General features: G+C 70.1%; 12 protein-coding genes, 1 tRNA gene and 1 other RNA gene. 7 read left to right on the top strand and 7 right to left on the bottom strand.

Annotated features, from left to right (window positions below):
- Position 1 precedes the first annotated feature (1 nt).
- The 5 genes from ACFZBD_RS14685 to ACFZBD_RS14665 all read right to left on the bottom strand — a co-directional run bounded on the left by ACFZBD_RS14685 (position 2) and on the right by ACFZBD_RS14665 (position 4,571).
- On the bottom strand, positions 2–874 hold the full coding sequence (locus ACFZBD_RS14685) for an alpha/beta fold hydrolase (protein WP_391139773.1): 873 nt from the start codon (positions 872–874) through the stop codon (positions 2–4).
- Complete coding sequence (locus ACFZBD_RS14680) at positions 871–1,077, bottom strand: DUF4287 domain-containing protein (RefSeq protein WP_391139772.1); 207 nt, start codon at positions 1,075–1,077, stop codon at positions 871–873. The genes ACFZBD_RS14685 and ACFZBD_RS14680 overlap by 4 nt, the downstream gene beginning before the upstream one ends.
- Before the next feature lie 75 nt (positions 1,078–1,152).
- Positions 1,153–3,423: an ABC transporter permease gene (locus ACFZBD_RS14675; RefSeq protein ID WP_391139770.1), complete on the bottom strand. Its 2,271-nt coding sequence runs from the start codon at positions 3,421–3,423 to the stop codon at positions 1,153–1,155.
- A complete protein-coding gene (locus ACFZBD_RS14670; protein ID WP_391139769.1) occupies positions 3,420–4,094 on the bottom strand; it encodes an ATP-binding cassette domain-containing protein in 675 nt (224 codons plus the stop codon). The genes ACFZBD_RS14675 and ACFZBD_RS14670 overlap by 4 nt, the downstream gene beginning before the upstream one ends.
- A 57-nt stretch (positions 4,095–4,151) precedes the next feature.
- Positions 4,152–4,571, bottom strand: a complete 420-nt coding sequence (locus ACFZBD_RS14665; RefSeq protein ID WP_391139768.1) for a hypothetical protein — start codon at positions 4,569–4,571, stop codon at positions 4,152–4,154.
- Positions 4,572–4,924: 353 nt separating this feature from the next.
- Here ACFZBD_RS14665 and ACFZBD_RS14660 point away from each other — a divergent pair, with 353 nt between their 5' ends.
- The 3 genes from ACFZBD_RS14660 to ACFZBD_RS14650 all read left to right on the top strand — a co-directional run bounded on the left by ACFZBD_RS14660 (position 4,925) and on the right by ACFZBD_RS14650 (position 8,394).
- Positions 4,925–7,333 (top strand): ATP-binding cassette domain-containing protein, encoded by a 2,409-nt coding sequence (locus tag ACFZBD_RS14660; protein ID WP_391139767.1) that lies wholly within the window; start codon positions 4,925–4,927, stop codon positions 7,331–7,333.
- Positions 7,334–7,714: 381 nt separating this feature from the next.
- The gene (locus ACFZBD_RS14655; RefSeq protein ID WP_391139766.1) at positions 7,715–8,059 is read left to right on the top strand and encodes a hypothetical protein; all 345 of its coding nucleotides are present in this window, start codon (positions 7,715–7,717) and stop codon (positions 8,057–8,059) included.
- Positions 8,053–8,394 carry a type II toxin-antitoxin system PemK/MazF family toxin gene (locus ACFZBD_RS14650; RefSeq protein ID WP_391139765.1) on the top strand — a complete coding sequence of 114 codons (342 nt, stop codon included), beginning with the start codon at positions 8,053–8,055 and terminating at the stop codon, positions 8,392–8,394. The genes ACFZBD_RS14655 and ACFZBD_RS14650 overlap by 7 nt, the downstream gene beginning before the upstream one ends.
- A 522-nt stretch (positions 8,395–8,916) precedes the next feature.
- On the opposite strand, the gene ACFZBD_RS14645 is transcribed toward ACFZBD_RS14650, so the two are convergent.
- A complete protein-coding gene (locus ACFZBD_RS14645) occupies positions 8,917–9,906 on the bottom strand; it encodes a hypothetical protein (RefSeq protein WP_391139764.1) in 990 nt (329 codons plus the stop codon).
- A 992-nt stretch (positions 9,907–10,898) separates the two neighbouring features.
- Positions 10,899–10,986 (bottom strand) — tRNA-Ser (locus ACFZBD_RS14640).
- 129 nt (positions 10,987–11,115) lie between these two features.
- On the opposite strand from ACFZBD_RS14640, the gene ffs reads away from it, so the two are divergent.
- The 4 genes from ffs to ACFZBD_RS14620 all read left to right on the top strand — a co-directional run bounded on the left by ffs (position 11,116) and on the right by ACFZBD_RS14620 (position 17,166).
- Positions 11,116–11,214: signal recognition particle sRNA small type (gene ffs, locus ACFZBD_RS14635), an RNA gene on the top strand.
- Positions 11,215–11,259: 45 nt separating this feature from the next.
- Positions 11,260–13,440 (top strand): DNA polymerase III subunit gamma and tau, encoded by a 2,181-nt coding sequence (locus ACFZBD_RS14630; protein WP_391139763.1) that lies wholly within the window; start codon positions 11,260–11,262, stop codon positions 13,438–13,440.
- A 61-nt stretch (positions 13,441–13,501) separates the two neighbouring features.
- A complete protein-coding gene (gene purD, locus ACFZBD_RS14625; protein WP_391139761.1) occupies positions 13,502–14,800 on the top strand; it encodes a phosphoribosylamine--glycine ligase in 1,299 nt (432 codons plus the stop codon).
- A 491-nt stretch (positions 14,801–15,291) separates the two neighbouring features.
- Positions 15,292–17,166, top strand: a complete 1,875-nt coding sequence (locus ACFZBD_RS14620; protein ID WP_391139760.1) for a hypothetical protein — start codon at positions 15,292–15,294, stop codon at positions 17,164–17,166.
- Positions 17,167–17,237 lie beyond the last annotated feature (71 nt).

Genomic DNA, 17,237 nt, shown 5'->3' with positions numbered 1-17,237 from the left:
CTTACGAATTGGAGTGCGCTCCAAGGCAAGGGTCGAGGAAGTCCGCGATCAGGGCGTGGAGGGCGTCCGGCCTTTCGAGGTGGAGGTCGTGGCCGGTGCCGGGGACGCTCGCGGCGCGCGTGTCGGGCCGCAGGCGCACCATGGTGTCGAGGTCGTCGGCCCGGATGATGCCCTTCTCGGCGACGACGGCGAGGGTGGGGCAGTCGACGGCCCGCCATTCGTCCCAGAAGGAGCGGGCGGCGTTCTCGGCGAGCGAGCGCACCATCACCCCGGGGTCGAACCTCGGCCACAGGCCGGGCCCTTCGCCCTCCCGCTCCTCGAGTCCGTCGGCCCATCCCTCGCCGACGGGGCCGCCGCCGAGGAAGCGCACGGCCGCCTCCCGGGAGGGGAAGGGCAGCGGCCAGGAAGCGAGCCAGCGGCCCACCCCGTCGGCGACCTGCGGGTCCGGCCCGCCGGGCCCGGCTTCGACCAGGACGAGACCGCCCAGCCGGCCGGGGCGGGCGGCGGCGGTGAGCAGGGCGGTGTGGCCGCCGAGCGACTGGCCGACGAGGACGGGACGGTGGAGGGCGAGGTGGTCGAGTACGGCGAGGGTGTCGGCGACGTACGCGGCTCGGGAGACGTCCTGCGGATACCGCTCGCCGGCGCCGTGCCCCCGCTGGTCGAAGGCGACGATCCGGTGCCCGTCGGCGTGCAGGAGCCGGGCGAGGACGTCCCACTCGCCGGCATGCCCGGCGAGCCCGTGCAACAGGACGACGTCCCGCCCCCGGGCCCCCTCGCGCGGGCCCGACTCACGGCAGGCGAGCCGTACCCCGCCCTCCCGTACGACCGTGTGCGCGGTCCAGTCGGGACGGGTGTGCGGTGCGGGCGGTGTCATTCGGCGAGGGTGTGGGCGACCAGGGCGTTGGCATGGCCGTGGCCCAGGCCGTGCTCGGTCTTGAGCCAGGTGACGAGCTCCATGTGCTTGGTCAGCGGGGAGGTGCGGATCAGGTCCTTCCACTCCTCGATCGGACGGCCGTACTTCTTCTCGATGGAGGGGAAGTAGCTGGCGGGGCCCTTGACGGGCTGGGGCTGGGACATGCGTACGGCACCTCTCGGGGGGCGAACTCGCTCTTGCGAGGATTCTGACCGAACCCGTGAGCGAAACTCATCGGTTCAGTCGCGCCGGATGTGCTCCGGATCGACATGCCGCCGCACCAACGGCACCGACGCGACCCCACCGGCGACCAACACCCCGAGCGTGCACCCCAGCAACAACGGCAACCCACTCCAGTCCCAGTGCACGGCCCCACCCCCGGTGATCAGATAACTCGACTCGGCCAGCCACCCGGTGACGACGGCGGCCCCCAACCCGACCCCCAACGGCACGACCACCTGCACACACTGCACCACCCGCAACGTCCCGGCCCGCGCCCCGAGCAGCACGAGGGCGGCGACCTGACTGCGCCGCTCCATGGCCCGATCGGCGACGGAGACGACGAAGGCGGCGACGCTGATGACGAGACCGAGGACCATGCCGGAGGCGAGGAGGCTGCGGATGACGGTGAGTTGCTGGAGGGCGGAGATGACGATGCCTACTGGTTCGACCCTGGCGGTGGGGGCAAGGGTCCCGATCTGGTCGAGGACAGCCCGGACAGTGTCCGGATCGGATCCGCTCAGGAGGGTCAGCTCACCCTCCGCAGGGAGGGCTCCCCCGGGGAGAAGTGAGGGAGGCACGAGTACGTCCGGTGCGACACCGGGCAGTGCGAAGTTCTCCACCGTGGCCGGTTGCTGCGGAAGGTTGATGGAGAGCGTCCCGCCATTGTCCAAGGGGAACGGGTAGGGAATCTGCGCTTTGGTGTTCTGCTCGTCCGTGAGGTTGGCGTGGTTCAGCTCGGTGATCCGGCCGTCGACGCATCCCCTCACCGATTTGGTGAAGGTGGCGTACTGCTCACAGGTCGCGATCGCCGCGGTGATGGAAGGGCGGAACGAGTCGTCGTCCGAGGTTTCCGAGCTCATGATGATTGCGTGCGCCCGCACATCGCGCACTCGGGTCATCTTCTCCCGTTGTGGGGCGGTCAGCTCCTCCAATGTGAGCCGGTAGGCCTGTACGGGATCGTTGTTGCGGTTCACCTGGCTGAGCTCGACGAGTACGCCTTGGGTCAGCGACGTCGCGTAGACGAGCAGAACGAGTCCGGTGACGACCCGCAAGGAACTCCCCGGTTCGACTTCCATCCGGCGCATCGCGAGTGTCAAGGGAAGCGAACGCGCGGTACGCGCGAGACGGCGGGCCAGCCACGAGGTCACCGGCGCCAGCCCGAAGACCAGGCCCGCTCCGGTCAGAAGAACGGCGCCGGGTACGAGAAGCGAGCTTGCGGATCCCCCGGACGGGTCCCTGCCGAGAATGCTGAGGACGCAGTACCCGCCGATGACCCCAAGGCCTGGAACGAGAAGCAGAGTCCCGTACTTATTGGGTGACTTGCGCACCGCACTGCGGCGGACGTTGAGCGGGGTGAGCGCGGCCTCGCGCGCGTGGTGCCGTCCGACGAACCAGGCGAGGGCGGGGCAGGCGATCAGGCAGACGGCGAGCGTGGAAAGGGTCGGATATCCGTCGGCCGGATACCAGTGGAGGCCCGGCAGCCCGATGCGAGCCATGACCTCGTTGACGACGAAGTAGCCGCCGACTCCCATGAGTGCCCCGAGGAAGGCCGCTGCGACGGTCTCCGCGGCATTGACCCGGAGAGTGCCCTTGATGCTCAGCCCCACGAGACGCAGGGAGGCCAGTCTCCGCGTACGGGACTCGGCGGAAAGCCGTGCACAGACGGAGAGGAATACGGCGAGAGGCAGCAGGACCACACAGGCGAGCGTGAAGCGCAGGATGTCGAGGGTGGAGGGCTCGACCGTAGTGAATGCCGGGTATCGGCTGCCGAAGTGATGGAGCGGGTCGGCGCCCTTCAGCTGATCAGGGGTGATGCCGATATAGGCGTACAGCTCGTCAGGGCCGGTCAGTCCTTCCGGCCCGATGGTTCCAGTCACCTTCCCCGGCAGAAGTCCAGCCAGACTCGGGTGTTCGGTCAGGGCGTCCCGAAGCCGGGGTGAGGTGATCACCTCGCCGGCAGCCGGCAGCCGGCTGATTCCCGGAGGGACCGGTCCGGAGTTCGTGACCGGCCCCGCCAGAAACACCCGGCGAATGCGTTGGGCGCCGTAAGAGTCCTCCTGGGTGAGGAAGACGAAGTCTCCGTCAGGGCTTCGCTTGTCAGATTTCGCCGAGCCTGGCTCTCTGGTGGCCGCTCGAGCGTCTTTGGCGTCGAGGATGGCCGGAATCGTGAGGACGGCGGCCAGGCATGCCACCCCCAGTGCACAGCCGACGGTCATGAGGACGAAGCGCGCGCGCCCTTTGCGCCCGCCACCTCCGAGCAGACGCAGTCCCAGGAGGAACGGGTTCATGCCGCTCCCTCGCGCGTCAGCACCCCGTCGGCCATCGTGTACTGGGAGTCGGCGTGCGAAGCCACGGACGCGTCGTGCGTGACGATGACGACGGCCGTCCCCTGATCGCGGGCCAGCCGCAGGAACTCGTCCAGTACGGCGGCGGCGTTGGCGCTGTCCAGCGCGCCCGTCGGCTCGTCGGCGAAGACCACCGCCGGCCGGTGGACCAGCGCTCGTGCCACCGCCACGCGCTGGCTCTGGCCGCCGGAGAGCTGCGAGGTACGGCGCTGCAACAGCTCGGTCATGCCGAGCCGCCCCAGCACCTCGCCGGCCGCCGCGTGTGCCGGAGCCTTGCGCTGGCCTGCGAGCCGCAGGGGAAGGGCGGCGTTCTCCTCGGCCGTCAGTTCGGGAAGCAGCTCTCCGTACTGGAAGACGAAGCCGAAGCGCTCTCGCCGCAGCGTGCTCAGCGCGTCGTCGTCGAGTGTCGAGAAGGCGACTCCGTCGAAGGAAACGCTGCCGTGGGTCGGGGCGAGCACTCCTGCCAGGCAGTAGAGGAGCGAAGACTTCCCCGAACCGCTGCTGCCCATCACAGCGGCCACCTCACCGGCTTGCAGGACGAAGTCAGCACCCGTGACGGCTTGGTGCGCCCCGTAGAAGAGGTCCACGCCCTCGGCGCAGAGAATGGCGTCCATCTGATGCGATCTCCTTAGCGCGGAGGCCGCGCGTCGGCGGCCTCCGCGACCGTCGAACTAGCGGCTGTTACGCAGGTAATGGACCTCGGACGAGCAGTTGTCGGGGCGGAGCGACCCTCGATCACGACAGGCACGAAGCCGCGCCTCGCCGGTCCTCTGGACGGCACCGTCGTAGATCACCTTGTTCAGGAAGACGGTGCGCCCTTGGACGCCCTTGAAACGCTTCCAGCCGTAGCCTTCGACCCTCGTGTCCAGGTAGACGTTGTGTCCGTCGCGGTGCTCGGCGTCGTGAAGTTTGCCCTCGAAGCGGAGCCCACCGTGATCACGGCCCTTGGGCTGCCACTTGTACTTGCCCGCGCTGAAGAGAACACCGGAGGCCTGCAGGTCGGGGATCTTGTGCCACCCGTCCGCCACCGCCGTCCCCATCCCCCCGACGAACAGCCCCACCGCCACCGCCACCGTCGCCAACTTCCGCACGCTTCCTCCAAGTGATGAGAGCGCCCATCCGGGCGTGACGGAAAGTATTCCGACGATCACAGTTCGCATGATCGGGCGGAACGTCTCTTCCCGCGCACGTCCCTCGAAGCGGTGAAAACCCCGGATTCCCCGTCACCGCCGCCCCCTCCGTGCCCCGCCCGACAGCGACGATCAGGATTTGAGAAGCGCAGCCCGCCCTCCCCCGCTTAGCGTGGCTCCCACGGGCCCCACCCCACCCCGCCCATCCCACCCCCGCCCCACCCGTACCGCCGCCCACCCCCGCCCCACCCCGCCCAGGCGACGACGCCGACCGGAGACCGTTCGCGCGGCCCCCACCCCACGGAGGAGACACGATGAGCAAGGCCACGAGGACGGATCCGCAGTCGCCTGCGCCGCACTTCGCCGACAGTCACGATCTGATCCGCGTGCACGGAGCGCGCGAGAACAACCTGAAGGACGTCAGCATCGAGCTCCCCAAGCGCCGGCTGACGGTGTTCACCGGGGTCTCCGGCTCGGGCAAGAGTTCGCTGGTCTTCAACACGATCGCCGCCGAGTCGCAGCGGCTGATCAACGAGACGTACAGCAGCTTCGTGCAGGGCTTCATGCCGACGCTGGCGCGGCCGGAGGTGGACGTCCTCGAAGGGCTGACGACGGCGATCATCGTCGACCAGCAGCGGATGGGCGCCGACCCGCGCTCGACCGTGGGTACGGCCACCGACGCCAACGCGATGCTCCGCATCCTCTTCAGCCGGCTCGGGAAGCCGCACATCGGCCCCCCGAGCGCGTACTCCTTCAACACCGCCTCGGTGCGCGCGAGTGGTGCGATCACCGTGCAGCGCGGGGCGAAGACGAAGGCCGAGAAGGCGACGTTCGAGCGGACCGGCGGCATGTGCACGCGCTGCGAGGGCCGGGGCTCGGTGTCGGACATCGACCTCACGCAGTTGTACGACGACTCCAAGTCGATCGCCGAGGGCGCGTTCACGATCCCCGGCTGGAAGTCGGACAACGTCTGGACGGTGGGGATCTACGCCGAGTCGGGGTTCCTGGACCCGAACAAGCCGATCCGCCGGTTCACGAAGAAGGAGATGCAGGACTTCCTCTACCGCGAGCCGACGAAGGTGAAGGTGAACGGGGTCAACCTCACCTACGAGGGGCTGATCCCCAAGATCCAGAAATCGTTCCTGTCGAAGGACAAGGAGGCGATGCAGCCGCACATCAGGGCGTTCGTGGAGCGGGCGGTCACCTTCACCACGTGTCCGGAGTGCGACGGCACGCGGCTCAGCGAGGGGGCCCGGTCGTCGAAGATCAAGCGGGTCTCCATCGCCGACGCCTGTGCGATGGAGATCCGGGACCTGGCGGAGTGGGTGCGGGGGCTGAAGGAGCCGTCGGTGGCGCCGCTGCTGGAGGCGCTGCAGCAGACCCTCGACTCGTTCGTGGAGATCGGCCTCGGCTATCTCGCGCTGGACCGGCCGGCGGGCACCCTGTCGGGCGGCGAGGCGCAGCGCGTGAAGATGATCCGGCACCTCGGCTCCTCGCTCACCGATGTGACGTACGTCTTCGACGAGCCGACGATCGGTCTGCACCCGCACGACATCCAGCGGATGAACGACCTGCTGCTGCGCCTGCGCGACAAGGGCAACACCGTGCTGGTCGTCGAGCACAAGCCGGAGGCGATCGCGATCGCCGACCACGTGGTCGACCTGGGGCCGGGCGCGGGTACGGCGGGTGGCACGGTCTGCTTCGAGGGGTCCCTGGAGGGGCTGCGGGAGAGCGGCACCATCACGGGGCGGCACCTGGACGACCGGGCGGCGGTCAAGGAGTCGGTCCGGAAGCCCACGGGGGCGCTGGAGATCCGCGGGGCGTCGGCGAACAACCTGCGGAACGTGGACGTGGACATTCCGCTCGGGGTGCTGACGGTGGTGACGGGTGTGGCGGGCTCGGGGAAGAGTTCGCTGCTGCACGGGTCGCTGCCGCGGCAGGCGGACGCGGCCGGCGAGGGTGTGGTGTCGATCGACCAGAGCCCGATCCGCGGGTCGCGGCGGAGTAACCCGGCGACGTACACGGGTCTGCTGGAGCCGATCCGGAAGGCGTTCGCCAAGGTCAACGGTGTGAAGCCGGCGCTGTTCAGCGCGAACTCGGAGGGCGCCTGCCCGACCTGCAACGGCGCCGGGGTCATCTACACGGACCTGGCGATGATGGCGGGCGTGGCGACGACGTGCGAGGACTGCGAGGGGAAGCGTTTCCAGGCCTCGGTACTGGAGTACCGGCTCGGCGGCCGTGACATCAGCGAGGTGCTCGCGATGTCGGTGACCGAGGCGGAGGAGTTCTTCGGCTCGGGCGAGGCGCACACGCCGGCGGCGCACCGCGTCCTGGACCGGCTCGCGGACGTCGGCCTGGGCTATCTCAGCCTCGGGCAGCCGCTCACGACGCTGTCGGGCGGCGAGCGCCAGCGGTTGAAGCTGGCGACGCACATGGGGGACAAGGGCGGGATCTACATCCTCGACGAGCCGACCACCGGCCTGCACCTCGCGGACGTGGAGCAGCTGCTGGGCCTGCTCGACCGGTTGGTCGACGCGGGCAAGTCGGTGATCGTCATCGAGCACCACCAGGCGGTCATGGCGCATGCGGACTGGATCATCGACCTGGGCCCGGGCGCGGGCCACGACGGCGGCCTCGTCATCTTCGAGGGCACCCCGGCGGACCTCGTCGAGTCCCGTTCCACCCTCACGGGCGAGCACCTGGCGACGTACGTCGGCGCCTGACCGACCCCGCATACGAAGAAGGGCCCCACCGCGAACGGTGGGGCCCTTCGACATCGTGCCCGGTGAGGCACTGGCGGAGGATACGAGATTCGAACTCGTGAGGGGTTGCCCCCAACACGCTTTCCAACTGTTCGTATAGGGGTCCGGCGGGGACCGTAGACCTCCTGACCTGCGGCGGAGTATTCGGTGTGACTCGTTTGGACGAGGTTGGGCGGAGGTGAATGAGACCAGCATTGGCTGGCCGGTCGGCTTGCCTGATCCCGCTCGCAGTGCTGCTGACCTTGGCTGAGCGGGCGGCGGTTCTTCGTGAATGCCTTGACCGGTCCAGTCGCTCGTCTCACACTAGGGTGTATGACATTTGTACGACATGCTGGAGGAGGCATGGATACCGCAGCAGCAGCTCCCAAGAAGAGGGCAGCCAAGAAGGCTGCCTCGACAGCAGCGAGGCGAAATGCGGCGGCTGTGCTCGGGCCCAGCCGGTTGGCGCAGGTCCGGCTCCGTGGCGATGAGATGCGGGCCCTTCAGGAGGTCATGCGGACACTGCACCTCACTTCGACCTCGGATGCTCTTCGCGAAGGGCTTAGGCTCCTCGCGCGGGAAGCGGCCGAGGTAGGGGCGGTCGAGGAAATCCGTGCCTTCTACCAGAAGCAGGGTGCGCCTCTGCCTGACGGCGTAGTCGAGCCGAGTGACGCCGAGCTTGCAGCAGCAGACGAGATGCAGTGGTAAGTCCGGGCACGGCGCTTCGCGGCGAGGTGTGGGTCTGCGCACTGCCACAACCGGTGGGGCCGCACCCCGTCGTCGTCCTCACCGTCAACCGGATCGCCGAGCCGCTTGCTTCGGTGACGGTCGCGCTGATCACGGGTACATCCGGTCCCCAAGTCACCCATGTCCCGATCGGGGCTGACGCCGGACTGACGAAGCATGACGAGTCGTACGTGAACTGCGCGGACCTTCACACGGTGGCGAAGCCGCGGCTGCGACGGAAGCTGGGGCTGCTCGCTCCGGGGGAACTGCACCGTGTGGAGGACTCCGTCCGTCTGATCCTCGGGCTGCAACGCTGACCCTGTGCGCGCGACCTCGCCTACGCCGGCATGACACCGTGGATGCGGGAGAGCGTTAAGACGTGTTCGGCTTCACGCAGGTGGTACCAAGCTTGGAGGTAGGGCGGGTCGAGTTCGAGGCGGCTGGGGGTGGCCGGCTCATCGGGTCGGGCACGACCGGGCGGGACGGCGGATGCTCCGGAATCTGCCTCCGCGGCAGCCACAGATCATGGAACTGCACCATCTTGGTCGCGCCCGCTGCCTGCGTCATCCACGGTGACGAATTGGCGCTCCTGGCCGAACTCGCCCCCCGCCGCGGACTCGTCACGCTTGGTGCATCGAAAAGCTGCCATCTCGGCGGGCCACCACCGTTGTCCCGGCCGCGCTGGAGACGACTGCCGAAGCCCCCACTGGACACGCGGCGAGCCATGCGGCAGAGGATTGCAAAATCTGCCATGTCGAAGAGCTGCGCCCGTCCCTCGATCCTGGCGAAGCAGCAGCAAAAGACTGGTCTACCTGGGCAACGATAGAATTCTTCGGCTTCTAGTCTCCGCCGATATGGGCAGCTCCGTTCTCCACATCGTCGGGATGCACGACGGAATCCTGGATGCCCAAGATGTTCATAAGCGATTTGACCGACACGACCCGGCTGTTGCCAATCCAGCGTACCCTAAACGGAAGGGAGCCTTTCCTGGCCATCCTTGATGCTTGCGATTCTGAAAGGCCAACGACGTTGGCCGCCTCGCTGAAGCTAATATATTGGGGCAGGAGATCTGAAACTCGATAGTAAAGATTCTTCCCGTCCACCCAGGATCGCCCGACCTGTGCGGGAGTAATGCAAGGAGCGTCTGTCTCATCACGGTAACCACTGCGGAGTTTGTCGTGAAGGGTCTTGGCTTGGTCCATGGCGCCCATTCGTTGCAGTAGGGATCCTGTGCGCTCGCCGCGAATTCTTTCATCGGCATCCGGATCCTGCACCGTGCCGATGTCAATGACTGACGATGCGGGCAGCGTAGACTCTTTCTCATGCGCAGCATCGGCAATCAGGTACTCTGCACTTGCCGCACACGTTTCCGAGCTTCCGGCTTCTACCAGACCGCGAGCGCCGGTGAATGCGCGAGTCATCATTGTGTCCAGGAGTTTCTTGGGAGGCGTGCCCCCTGCCATGGAAAACCATGCCTCCAGAGCTCCCTCTACCATCGCGGACCTGATGTCAGAGACGTCGTAGTGCCATTTTCGTGCCAACTCTTTCGACCATCCTCCAAAGTACGGAGTCAGTAGATCCAGTAGGATAATCAACCACTTCTCCCGCTCCTGGTGGTCGCTTTCTCTCGCCAAAGTGCACGCCGACTCCCAGAGGCGCAAGCTAGCTACGGATTTCGATCGGCCAAGCCGCACTGTCTCACGCAACGCCTGATATGTGGGATGGCTCTTGATGGCGCACACTTGAACATCGCCGACATGCGCACAGATGGGTTCCCCGCCGCTGTCCCGCAGAACTCGTTCCGTGATGAGAGTGAAGACATCGCGCATGGTTTTCCTTTCGTGCCGCCAGACCGGTCTTATGAAAGATCATGAGGCGCGGTAGTTGCCCGCCGAGGATTTCTGCTGCGATCCAGCACTAACGAGTGAACTATGTTTAGCGGCACGACTCTGCGAGTGGGGCATGAGTAGCGGCGTTCGACAGGTGGCGCTCGGCCTGCGGCGGCGAAGTGAGGTCAGTCCACCGGACCCGGCTGCGGCGCCGCTAGGCGCACGCCTGGGCCAACTGCTCTGGGCGAAAGGTTGGCACTGCCTGCGCTGCGGTGGATACGGCGACAAGTCCACGGCCCGTACTGCCGTGGTGCGGCCGGGGGCTCCCGGGGGTCAGTGTGCGCCTTGTCGGGTTTGGGCTACCGCTCCGCCAGTCGGCATCGGTACTCGGTGTCGAGGCTGGTGCGTAGTCGCCCTTTGACGCTGACGTCGCGCTTGTCAAGGCACTGCTCGGGCAGATGCTGTGGCTGCTGTGGTTGCCGAGCGAGAGCGGGTGAAGCAGAGCTTGGTTGATGTCGTCGAGTACCGCGTCGTGGTCCTGGCACCTGTGCTGACCTGAGGCCAGGCGGCGGTACTCGAAGATGTGGCAAGCGTGGCGTTGTCGCGCACGGCTGCTTCGGCGCGACTCCGCGATTGGTGGCCTTGACCGTCGTAGGGATGAGGTGACGTGGAGGCTGTTGAGGCAGGTGTCCGCCACGTGCCGGTTGGTTGAGGACAGCTCCAGGCCTCGCCAAGAAGCCCGATGCCGGCTCAGTGGTGATGATGCGGTTGCCGACGGTGCGAAGGAGGGCAGGGCGACGAAGGATGGATTCTGGCGGTGCAGGCTGGCGTCGATGACTCGTGCAGATCACGGCCCACCCGCCGCGGTTTCGAAGGTGCTGGAGGGGTGCGGCGCTGCTGATGACGGTCGGGTCATGGTGGCGGCCAACGGAATCGAAGAAGGGCCCCGCTGCAAGCAGCGGGGCCCTTCGACATCGTGCCCGGTGAGGCACTGGCGGAGGATACGAGATTCGAACTCGTGAGGGGTTGCCCCCAACACGCTTTCCAAGCGTGCGCCCTAGGCCTCTAGGCGAATCCTCCGCCGCAAACAATACAAGACGTTGAGGAGTGCTCGCGAACCTGATCCGCGGGAGGCTCTCCCGGGGGTGGTCGCCGGGGGATCGGGGAGGGAGTGGGGGCAACGGGGGGCTGGGGATCGGGTAGTCTGGGCGGAGCCCCTCACGTGGCGCTATCTGACTGAACTCCCCCAGGGCCGGAAGGCAGCAAGGGTAGGTCGGCTCTGGCGGGTGCGTGGGGGGCGCTTGCGTTTCCGGGCGGGGCCGGTTGTCGGTGGGCGCCTATAACCTCGTATACGTGTCGTCTCTCGCGCTGTACCGCCGTTATCGCCCCGAGTCGTTCGCCGAGGTCATCGGGCAGGAGCATGTCACCGACCCGTTGCAGCAGGCCCTGCGGAACAACCGGGTCAATCACGCGTACCTGTTCAGCGGGCCCCGCGGCTGTGGAAAGACGACCAGCGCGCGGATCCTCGCGCGCTGTCTGAACTGCGAGCAGGGCCCCACGCCGACCCCCTGCGGGGAGTGCCAGTCCTGCCGGGACCTGGCGCGCAACGGCCCCGGTTCGATCGATGTCATCGAGATCGACGCCGCCTCCCACGGTGGTGTGGACGACGCCCGTGACCTGCGGGAAAAGGCGTTCTTCGGCCCCGCGGCGAGCCGGTACAAGATCTACATCATCGACGAGGCGCACATGGTCACCTCGGCGGGCTTCAACGCCCTGCTGAAGGTGGTCGAGGAGCCGCCGGAGCACCTCAAGTTCATCTTCGCGACGACCGAGCCCGAGAAGGTCATCGGGACCATCCGGTCGCGGACGCACCACTACCCCTTCCGCCTCGTGCCGCCCGGGACCCTGCGGGAGTATCTGGGCGAGGTCTGCGGCCGCGAGGGCATTCCCATCGAGGACGGCGTCCTGCCGCTCGTGGTGCGGGCCGGCGCCGGATCCGTGCGTGACTCGATGTCCGTGATGGACCAGCTGCTGGCCGGCGCCGCGGACGACGGTGTGACATACGCCATGGCGACCTCTCTGCTCGGTTATACGGACGGGTCGCTGCTCGACTCCGTGGTCGATGCCTTCGCGTCCGGGGACGGCGCCGCCGCGTTCGAGGTCGTGGACCGGGTCGTGGAGGGCGGGAACGACCCCCGCCGGTTCGTGGCCGACCTGCTGGAGCGGCTGCGTGACCTGGTGATCCTGGCCGCCGTGCCCGACGCCGCCGAGAAGGGCCTCATCGACGCGCCCGTCGACGTCGTGGAGCGCATGCAGGCACAGGCCTCCGTCTTCGGCGCCGCCGAGCTGAGCCGCGCCGCCGACCTCGTCAACACCGGGCTCACCGAGATGCGTGGTGCCACCTCGCCGCGGCTCCAGCTGGAGCTGATCTGCGCGCGCGTGCTGCTGCCCGCCGCCTTCGACGACGAGCGGTCGCTGCAAGCGCGCCTCGACCGGCTGGAGCGGGGCGCCGCCGCCGCGCCCGCGCCCGTCTTCACCACCGGCTCGCCCGCCCCTCCGATGGGGTACGTCCCCGCTCCCGACGTCCACGGGCCGGTGCCGGTACCGGAAGTGGCCGCCCCGGCCGCGCCCGCTCCCGTACAGCCCCCGCCCACCCCGCAGCCCGCCCCTCAGGCCCCACAAGCCCCCCAGACTCCGCAGGCCCCGGCTCCCCCGGCCCCGGCTCCCGAGCCCGCCGCCGAGGCTCCCCGGCCCGGCGCCTGGCCCGGTGCCGCCCGGCTCGGGGGCAGGGGGAGCGCCCCCGGCGCCTGGCCCGGCGCCTCCGCTCCGGCGGCCCCCGCCGCACCCCAGACGCCCGCCCCCGCACCCCAGGCCGCCGCGCCCGCTCCCACCGCCCCCGGCGGGGACATGGCGCAGGGCGCGGCACAGGTGCGGAACATGTGGCCGTCCATCCTGGAGGCCGTCAAGAACCGGCGCCGGTTCACCTGGATCCTGCTCAGCCAGAACGCCCAGGTCGCGGGCTTCGACGGCACCACCCTCCAGCTCGGCTTCCTCAACGCCGGCGCCCGCGACAACTTCGCGAGCAGCGGAAGCGAGGACGTGCTGCGGCAGGCGCTGGCCGAGCAGTTCAACGTCCAGTGGAAGATCGAGGCGATCATCGACCCCTCGGGCGGGGTCACGCCCCCGCCCGCCGCGGCCAACTTCGGCGGCGGACGCCCCGCCTCCCCGCCCCCCTCGCCGGCCCCGCAGCACCAGCAGTCGTACCAGCAGCAGCCTCCGCAGCCCCCGCAGCAGCAGTACGCCCCCGCTCCGGCGCCGCACAGCCCGGCGTCCGCCCCGCAGGGCCCGTCCGCCCCCCAGGGCGCCGGTTCCGCGCCGGCCCGGCAGGCGCCGCCCGCGCCGCGGCCCGTCGCGCCCGAGGACGACGTACCGGAGGAAGACGATCCGGACCTCGTCGACTCCGCACTCTCCGGCCACGACCTGATCGTGCGCGAGCTCGGAGCCACGGTCCTGGAGGAATACACGAACGAGTAGCGCCGTCTCGCTCGGTGGCCCGCACAAGGGGCATCCCGCCCCGCGGGCTACCCTGGCTGGCGTGAAGGTCCTCGTCATCGGCGGCGGCGCCCGCGAACACGCCCTGTGCCGCTCTCTCTCCCTCGATCCCGACGTCACCGCTCTGCACTGCGCGCCCGGCAACGCCGGAATCGCGGAGGTCGCCGAGCTGCACCCCGTCGACCAGCTGGACGGCGACGCCGTCGCCCGGCTGGCCACCGACCTCCGGGCGGAGCTGGTCGTCGTCGGCCCGGAGGCCCCGCTCGTCGCCGGTGTCGCCGACGCCGTCCGCGCCGCCGGCATCCCCTGCTTCGGCCCGTCCGAGGAGGCGGCGCAGCTGGAGGGCTCCAAGGCGTTCGCCAAGGACGTGATGGCCGGGGCGAACGTCCCGACCGCCCGCAGCTACGTCTGCACCACTCCCGCGGAGATCGACGAGGCGCTGGACGCCTTCGGCGCTCCGTACGTCGTCAAGGACGACGGTCTCGCCGCCGGCAAGGGCGTGGTCGTCACCGACGACCTCGCCGAGGCCCGCGCCCACGCGCTCGCCTGTGTGTCACAGCGTCGCGAAGCGACTCGTTCCGGGGCGGTGGCGGGCGACGGGCGGGCCGTCATCGAGGAGTTCCTTGACGGCCCCGAGGTCTCCCTCTTCGCGATCACCGACGGCGTCACCGTCCTCCCGCTCACCCCCGCGCAGGACTTCAAGCGCGCGCTCGACGGCGACGAGGGCCCCAACACCGGCGGCATGGGGGCGTACTCCCCGCTGCCCTGGGCGGACCCCAAGCTGGTCGACGAGGTCATGGACAGCGTCCTGCAGCCCACGGTCGACGAGCTGCGCCGCCGCGGTACGCCCTTCCAGGGGCTGCTGTACGCGGGTCTGGCGATCACCGGCCGGGGCGTACGGGTCATCGAGTTCAACGCCCGCTTCGGCGACCCGGAGACCCAGGTCGTCCTCGCCCGGCTCAAGACCCCGCTGGCGGGCGTCCTGCTGAACGCCGCCAACGGCACCCTCGAGAATCAGCCGCCGCTCGCCTGGCGCGACGACGCCGCGGTGACCGTGGTCGTCGCCTCGCACAACTACCCCGGCACCCCGCGTACGGGCGACCCGATCGAGGGCCTCGACGAGGTCGCGGCCCAGGACGCCCCGCACGCCTTCGTCCTGCACGCCGGCACCAAGCGGGACGGCGACGCGATCGTGAGCGCCGGCGGTCGCGTCCTGTCGGTCACCGCCACCGGCAAGGACCTCGCGCAGGCCCGCGAACGGGCGTACGCGGCGGTCGGCCGCATCCGGCTGGACGGTTCCCAGCACCGTACGGACATCGCGCTCAAGGCCGCCGGGGAGTAGCCGCCGCCGCAGGACCCCTCGTCCGCCGCACCACGCCGGGGGCCGGATCCGTCCGCCCCCGGCGCGCCTCACGAGCCCCGGGCTACGAAGCCCCGCGCCACGAGCCCCGGGCTACGAAGCCCCGGGCTACGGGCCCCGCGCCACGAGGCCTCCGTTCCTGAGGCTCCCGTCCCCTGAGGCCCCCGTTCCTGAGGCCCTCGCCCCTGAGCACGCCCTTGCCGAGGCCCCCGCGGGCCCGCCCGCGCCCGCCTCCCCCGCCAGGCCGCGGAAGTGAACCCCTCAGCACGCCGGACCGTCATCACCTTTGCCCAAAGCCATTCCATCGAGTGACGACTCGCCCATCCGGATGACGCCCGCCACAGGCCCAACTAGGGTGCGGCGAAGGCGTTCCGGCACTTGGCCCACCGGCATTGCGATGTCAGTGCCGGGTGCCACAGTGGGGGAGTGAGCAACACCGCCACAGGCAGACCCGACGCGAGCTGAAGGGGGTGATGTACGGCGTGTCCGGTACCGGTTCCGTTGTCGGCGAGGAAATGGGTGCGCGCGCCGCGCGCTCCCGGGCCCTCGCCGTGCTCCGCGTCCGCGGCAGGGCACTCGGCCTCGCGCTGCTCCCGGCCGCCGCGGCCGTGATCCTGTACGCGGGGGGCGTCACCGGCCATCTGGCCGGCCCCGGCTGGGACACCGCCCGCTGGGTGGTGACCGTCGTCGCCGTGGTCGTCCTCCTCGCCGCCGCGGCCGTCGCGCTGGTCGTCGCCCGCGCCCGGCCCGCCGTCACGCCGACCGTCGAGCTCGCCGAGACCGCCGCCCCCGACCTGTACCGCATGGTCAGAGACCTCGCCGACCGGCTCGGCGTCCCCGCGCCCTCCTCGATAGCCCTGACCCCGGACTGCGACAGCTGGCTCGAGGACCGTACGCACCCCGCGCACGACCGTACGGCCGGGCTGCGGCGCTCCACCGACGCGCCCGTCCTCGTCATCGGCTCGCCCTTCCTGTGGTGGATGCGCGTCGGCGAGCTGCGGGCGGTCCTCGCCCCGGTCGTCGCCGGTACGGCCCCGGCCGCGCACCCGGACATAGCCGCCGCCCGCCGCTTTGTGCAGGGCCTGGACGCCGCCGTCGCCTCGCCCCGCAGCCCCGGCCTCGACCCGCTCCGCCGGCTCGGCGCCCACGGCGTCGGGCACGTCGCGCGGGTGCTGCTCCGCAGCTGTCGCGGGCACGCGGCCGAGATGGAGCGGGGCGTCGCGGCGGCGGGCTCCGAGCGCGCCCAGGAGGTGGACTACGGCATCCGGATCGTCGCCCAGGAGCAGGTGGGCCTCGCCTACGCCGGCTGGGACCGGCTCCTGACCCGGGTCGCGCTGCCCGCCTGGCGGATGGGCCGCTGGCCGTCGAGCCTCGATGTCGGGGTGGTCGCGGCGCTGACCGAGCTCTCCCGCCGGGACCGCCTCGCGGAGGGCTTCACCACCCGGCTCGGCGAGCGGCCGGCCTGTGACCTGCTCGAAGAGCCCGGGGCGGTCGACGAGGCGGCCTCGCTGCTCGCCGCCCGGCTCTTCCACGGCGGCCCGGCGGAGGCCGGACCCGACTGGTCGCCGGTGGACTGGAGCCAGTACCCGGAAGAAGTGGTGGACCGTAAGTGGCGCGCGGACGCCGCCCGCCTCCACCAGGTTCTCGACGAGCTGGGCGTGCTCCCCTCGGGCCCCGCCGGCCGCCCGGCCACCGGCGGACCGACCCTGACCCGCGTGATGTCCCACCTCTCGGTGCCCCTCCGCACGGCGGCCCCGGACCAGCCGGACGGGACGCGCGACCCGGACCGGTCGCCCGCGCCCGAGACACCCGACGCGCCGGGCCGCCCCGACCCCGCGCCCGCCGCCCCCGAAGCCCTTCCGACCGCGGCTGCCCCCGAAGGCCTCCCGGCCGATATCACCCCCGAGGTCCTCCCGGCCGAGACCGTCCCCGACGTCCTCCCCCCGGCCAACGCCGCCGCCGACTCCCTCGCCGCGGCCCTCACCGCCCATGTGGCCCGCGAGGAGGCCGCCAAGCCCCCGGCGCCCGCGCCCGGCGCGCACGCCGCCGTGCCGGACGGGGGCGACGACGACCAGCTGCCGCTCTTCCCGCTGCAGCCGCCCCGGACCGGCCGCGACCTGCTGGCCGACCATGTGACGGCGATGGTCTGCTGCGCCGCCGTCGACACCGCTGGCGCCGTCCCCGGCCTCGACTGGCTCGACGGTCCCGCGCTCCTCGTCGGCGGGGCCCGCAGCACGGACCTGGCCGCCCGTGTCCTCGCCCTCGTCGAGGACGGCGACCCCGAGCCCCTGCGCGCCTGGCTCACCGAGACCGGCGTCCGCCCCGAGAAGCCGGTACGCCTCGTGTGAGGCCGAGCCCACCGGAAGCCTGCCTTCCGTTCACGTCAATTCACGACGAACGGTGACGGAGTGCGTGCGTT

The sequence above is a fragment of the Streptomyces sp. NPDC008121 genome (assembly GCF_042957155.1).
GTDB lineage: Bacteria > Actinomycetota > Actinomycetes > Streptomycetales > Streptomycetaceae > Streptomyces.
This window is presented reverse-complemented; position numbering and strand designations above follow the sequence as displayed.

Excerpts from the sequence above, each read along its gene's own strand:
- ACFZBD_RS14685 (WP_391139773.1), bottom strand. The coding sequence starts at position 874 with ATGACACCGCCCGCACCGCACACCCGTCCCGACTGGACCGCGCACACG.
- ACFZBD_RS14680 (WP_391139772.1), bottom strand. The coding sequence starts at position 1,077 with ATGTCCCAGCCCCAGCCCGTCAAGGGCCCCGCCAGCTACTTCCCCTCC.
- ACFZBD_RS14675 (WP_391139770.1), bottom strand. The coding sequence starts at position 3,423 with ATGAACCCGTTCCTCCTGGGACTGCGTCTGCTCGGAGGTGGCGGGCGC.
- ACFZBD_RS14670 (WP_391139769.1), bottom strand. The coding sequence starts at position 4,094 with ATGGACGCCATTCTCTGCGCCGAGGGCGTGGACCTCTTCTACGGGGCG.
- ACFZBD_RS14660 (WP_391139767.1), top strand. The coding sequence starts at position 4,925 with ATGAGCAAGGCCACGAGGACGGATCCGCAGTCGCCTGCGCCGCACTTC.
- ACFZBD_RS14655 (WP_391139766.1), top strand. The coding sequence starts at position 7,715 with ATGGATACCGCAGCAGCAGCTCCCAAGAAGAGGGCAGCCAAGAAGGCT.
- ACFZBD_RS14645 (WP_391139764.1), bottom strand. The coding sequence starts at position 9,906 with ATGCGCGATGTCTTCACTCTCATCACGGAACGAGTTCTGCGGGACAGC.
- ACFZBD_RS14620 (WP_391139760.1), top strand. The coding sequence starts at position 15,292 with ATGTACGGCGTGTCCGGTACCGGTTCCGTTGTCGGCGAGGAAATGGGT.